The sequence below is a fragment of the Micromonospora sonneratiae genome, assembly GCF_042679305.1.
In the GTDB taxonomy this organism is placed as follows: domain Bacteria; phylum Actinomycetota; class Actinomycetes; order Mycobacteriales; family Micromonosporaceae; genus Micromonospora_H; species Micromonospora_H sonneratiae.
The window spans coordinates 1-4,437 of sequence record NZ_JBHTMP010000138.1 but is presented as its reverse complement, the minus strand read 5'-3'; the positions used below and the strand labels follow the sequence as shown (position 1 = coordinate 4,437).

At 71.0% G+C, this 4,437-nt stretch carries 2 protein-coding genes and 2 pseudogenes; 1 reads left to right on the top strand and 3 read right to left on the bottom strand.

Features of this window, described 5'->3' with window-relative positions; all coding sequences use genetic code 11:
* The 3 genes and pseudogenes from ACFQ4H_RS34570 to ACFQ4H_RS34560 form a co-directional block, all read right to left on the bottom strand.
* Positions 1–554, bottom strand: a pseudogene (locus ACFQ4H_RS34570) (ribonuclease E/G); the annotation flags it as partial.
* A gap of 134 nt (positions 555–688) precedes the next feature.
* Positions 689–1,423: a TIGR03936 family radical SAM-associated protein gene (locus ACFQ4H_RS34565; protein WP_377579458.1), complete on the bottom strand. Its 735-nt coding sequence runs from the start codon at positions 1,421–1,423 to the stop codon at positions 689–691.
* A gap of 149 nt (positions 1,424–1,572) precedes the next feature.
* A complete protein-coding gene (locus ACFQ4H_RS34560; protein WP_377579456.1) occupies positions 1,573–3,561 on the bottom strand; it encodes a TIGR03960 family B12-binding radical SAM protein in 1,989 nt (662 codons plus the stop codon).
* A 133-nt stretch (positions 3,562–3,694) separates the two neighbouring features.
* On the opposite strand from ACFQ4H_RS34560, the pseudogene ACFQ4H_RS34555 reads away from it, so the two are divergent.
* A pseudogene (locus tag ACFQ4H_RS34555) lies at positions 3,695–4,437 on the top strand (hypothetical protein); the annotation flags it as partial.

Below are 4,437 nucleotides of genomic sequence, written 5' to 3'. Positions count from 1 at the left end.
GGAGCAGCGGCCCCGCCCTCCGTCCCGGTTTCACCACCGGCCGGGCCGGCGGCCTCGGACTTCTCGGGGGCAGCGGTCGGCGCGGCCGGCTCGGCGGCACCAGCATCCCCCTCAGCCCTGGCCGCCGCCGGTACGGCCTTCTTCCGGCGGGTACGGGTCGCCTTGACCGGCGGGGCAGCTTCGGCGGAAGGATCGGGCCCGGCCTCCGGGCCGGCCGGGAGGTCAGCCTCCCCGGTCGGGCCGGACGGTGCCGTCGCGTCCTTCTTGTCGGCTGTGGTGGCCTTTCGGCGGCGGCGCGTGGTCTTCGGAGCGGCTTCGGTGTCGCCGGCCACCGGGGCCAGCACCTCGGCCTCCGGTGCCTCGCCGCTGGCGCTCCTGGCCACGGTCGGTGCCTCTACCGGTGCCCCGGTCTGGGCCGGCTCGGTCGGCGGCGGCGACGTACGCCGACGGGCGGCGCGGGCACGCCGCACAGGTGTGGCATCAGCACTCTCGGCAGTGTCGCCGGCCGGCTGCGAACCGGTCCGTTCACCGCCCTCTGGCTCGTTTTCGAGCATTGGACGTTCTCCAGTTCTGGCTTCCCCGGGCGCGGGTGAGCGCTGCCACGCAGGGTTGCCGCAAAGTGTTTCCGGCAGCGTGCAGGGTGCACGGACCGCCGAAGTCTGGCTAACTGAGCGCTGACCGGAGTCGGCTAGCGTTCACCGATGGCTGCCTCGTCGCGGTCCGCCTCCAACGGATCCACGATCTCCCCCTGCGCGGTCAGCGTGCCCTGCGCCAGACGGGTCGCCCTTGGCGGCGCCGGCAGCTCCAGGTCGGCCACCACGCGGAGGCCAGAAAGGACGTCATCGGGTCGGACGGACGGGGTGACCTGCCGTACGACTAGGTCGAGTATCGCACACGGTATGCCCATGACCCCGGAAGGTGCCTCGGTCGGGTCGACCACACCGATGTGATTCACCGCGTTACGGGCGTCGAACCTGCGCCGGCCCTGCTTGGTCATCCGCTCGACCAGCACCTCGGGCGCGGCCTGGAATTCCGCTACGGCCTGCCGTAGGACATCGGGGTCGACACCGGGCAACTCGACCCGCCAGTGTGACGCCTGGATCCGATCCGCCAGACTCCCGCCCCGCGCCTCGACGGCATCGAGCACGTCGAGCCCGGGCGAGAGCGCCGCGTCGAGCGCGGCCCGCAGCGCCGACGGATCCACCGGGGCCTGCAGGCCGATTTCCAGGTATTCCGCCTCGCTGGCCACACCGGTGGGCGCTGCGCTGGCGTACGAGATCTTGGGATGTGGGGTGAAGCCCTGCGAGAACGCCACCGGTACGCCGGCACGCCGCAGCGCCCGCTCGAAGGCGCGGGCGAAGTCACGGTGCGAAGTGAACCGGAGTGGGCCGCGCTTGGCGTACCTGATCCGGATGCGCTGCACGACCGGTGCCTGGCCGCCCTCTGGCTGTGGTTTCCTACTGATCGTCGTGCTCCTCGGAAAATTCGGTTGACCGGATCATCCTCGCGCAACCCGGCCGGCCACCGGCAACCGGTCGGGCCGTGACCGCCCGACCGGTGCCCGGCGGAAGGTCAGTTCTCGGCTCCGGCTGGCAGACGCAACCCCTGGTTGATCGGGGTCAGCGGCAGCAGCTTGTGCCCGGTGGGGCCGATCTGGATCTCGGTGTCCATCGACGGGCACACCCCGCAGTCGAAGCACGGCGTCCAGCGGCAGTCGTCCTGCTCGTACTCCGACAGCGCGTCCTGCCAGTCCTGCCAGAGCCAGTCCTTGTCCAGTCCGGAGTCGAGGTGGTCCCAGGGCAGGACCTCCAGCTCGTCGCGCTGCCGCGTGGTGTACCAGTCCAGGTCGACCCCGAAGCCCGGGAGTACCTCGGCGGCGGCGTCCACCCAGCGCTGGTAGGAGAAGTGCTCGCTCCAACCGTCGAACCGTCCGCCGTTCTCCCAGACCTTGCGGATCACCGCGCCGACCCGTCGGTCGCCCCGGGAGAGCAGCCCCTCGATCAGCGACGGCTCGCCGTCGTGGTAGCGGTAACCGATCGCCCGACCCAGCGACCGGTCGGCGTTGATCGCCTGCTTGAGCAGTCTCAGCCGGTTGTCGATGACCTCCGGACGCTCCATCGACGCCCACTGGAACGGGGTGTGCGGCTTCGGTACGAACCCGCCGATCGACACGGTGCAGCGGATGTCCTTCGATCCGGTGGCCGCCCGCCCCGCCTTGATCACCTCGTGTGCCATGGCAGCGATCTCGAGGACGTCCTCGTCGGTCTCGGTGGGCAGCCCACACATGAAGTAGAGCTTCACCTGCCGCCAACCGTTGCTGTAGGCGGTGACGACGGTGCGGATCAGGTCCTCCTTCGACACCATCTTGTTGATCACCTTGCGGATCCGCTCCGAGCCGCCCTCGGGGGCGAAGGTCAGACCGGTCCGTCGGCCGTTGCGGGACAGTTCCTGGGCCAGGTCGATGTTGAACGCGTCGACCCGGGTGGAGGGCAGGGAGAGCGAGACGTTGGTGCCCTCGTACTGCTCGGCCAGGCCGGAGCAGATGTCACCGATCTCGGAGTGGTCGGCCGACGACAACGACAGCAGCCCCACCTCGTGGAAGCCGGAGAACTCCAGCCCCTGCTGGACCATCTGCCCCACCGTCGTGATCGACCGTTCCCGTACCGGACGGGTGATCATGCCAGCCTGACAGAACCGGCAGCCCCGGGTGCAGCCCCGGAAGATCTCCACGGCGTACCGCTCGTGGACCGTCTCGGCCAGCGGAACCAGTGGCTTCTTCGGGTACGGCCAGGCGTCGAGGTCCATCGTCGTGCGCTTGTGCACCCGGAACGGCACGTCCGCCCGGTTCGGCACGACGCGTTGGATCCGCCCGTCGGGCAGGTAGTCCACGTCGTAGAACCGGGGCACGTAGACGCTCTCCGTACGGGCCAGCCGCAGCAGCAGCTCGTCCCGTCCCCCGGGCGAGCCCTCGGCCTTCCACGCCCGGACGATCTCGGTGATCTCCAGTACGGCTTCCTCGCCGTCGCCGAGCACCGCCGCGTCGACGAAGTCGGCGATCGGCTCGGGGTTGAACGCCGCATGCCCACCGGCCACGATGACCGGGTGCTCCTCGGTACGGTCGGCGGCCAGCAACGGGATGCCGGCCAGGTCGATCGCGTTGAGCAGGTTCGTGTAGCCCAGTTCGGTGGAGAACGAGACACCGAACAGGTCGAAGGTACGTACCGGGCGGTGCGCGTCGACGGTGAACTGCGGAACGCCATGCGCCCGCATCAGCTTCTCCAGGTCCGGCCAGACCGCGTAGGTCCGCTCGGCCAGCACGTCGGGCAGCTCGTTGAGCACCTCGTAGAGGATCTGCACCCCCTGGTTGGGCAGGCCGACCTCGTACGCGTCGGGATACATCAGCGCCCAGCGTACGGTCGCCGCGTCCCAGTCCTTGACTACCGCGCCCAGCTCGCCCCCCACGTACTGGATGGGTTTGCTCACCTGGGGCAGCAACGGCTCAAGCTGGGGCCAGACGGTGTTGGTCACCGGACGGCCCGGTGCGGTCGACGCGATGCTCATGATGCCCAAGGGTACGCGGACCGACGACGATGGCGGGCGGGGCGTCATCATAGGCTTGCCGTCCTGTCCCGGCATCGGGGACCGCTGGCTCGGCGGTACTAACCTCGTACGGGCGCGAGAGGAGATTGCCGCGATGCCGGAGCCGCAGCCGGGGGAAGACCAACCGGCCGCCCAGACCCCGGGGCCTCCTGAGTCACCGCCCGCAACGGCCGGCCCTGATGACACCAGCGCCACCCCCGCCGCTACCTCGACGAAGCCGACAGCCACTCCCGCCCGACCCGCCCGGGCTTCTGCTGGCGACGAGCCGACCGGGCCGGCCGAACCGCGCACACTGGTCGAGCCAGGCACAGCGGTCGAACCGGGCACAGCGGTCGAACCGAAGACCCTGGTCGAGCCGGGGATGCCGACGGAACCGGGCACACCGGCCGAGGCGGTCCGGGCCGACGAGGCGGGCACAGCGGTCATTCCCGACCCGGAGGCTGCGGCCCGGGCAGACGAGGCGCCCGCTGCGCCGACCGATGTCGTCGCGCCCCGCTGGACCGGCTCTGCGGCCGTGCCGCCACCGAGGTCGAAGAAGCGACGCTGGGGCGGGTTCGACCACGGCGACCGGGCGGTGCCGCCCCCCGATCCGACGCTGGCTCTGCCGTTCGGTGACCCGGAGGCCCCGGAGACCGCGGTGCCGGTGGATCCGTGGGCGGACTCGGACGTCGACCTCTGGTCCGGCGGCCACCACGAGACGTACCAGGCGGCACCGCCGTTGCCGCCGACCCGGCAGCTCCCCCCTGCGCCGTTGCCGCCGACCCGGCAGCTCCCCCCTGCGCCGTTGCCGCCGACCCGGCAGCTCCCCCCTGCGCCGTTGCCGCCGACCCGGTCCTT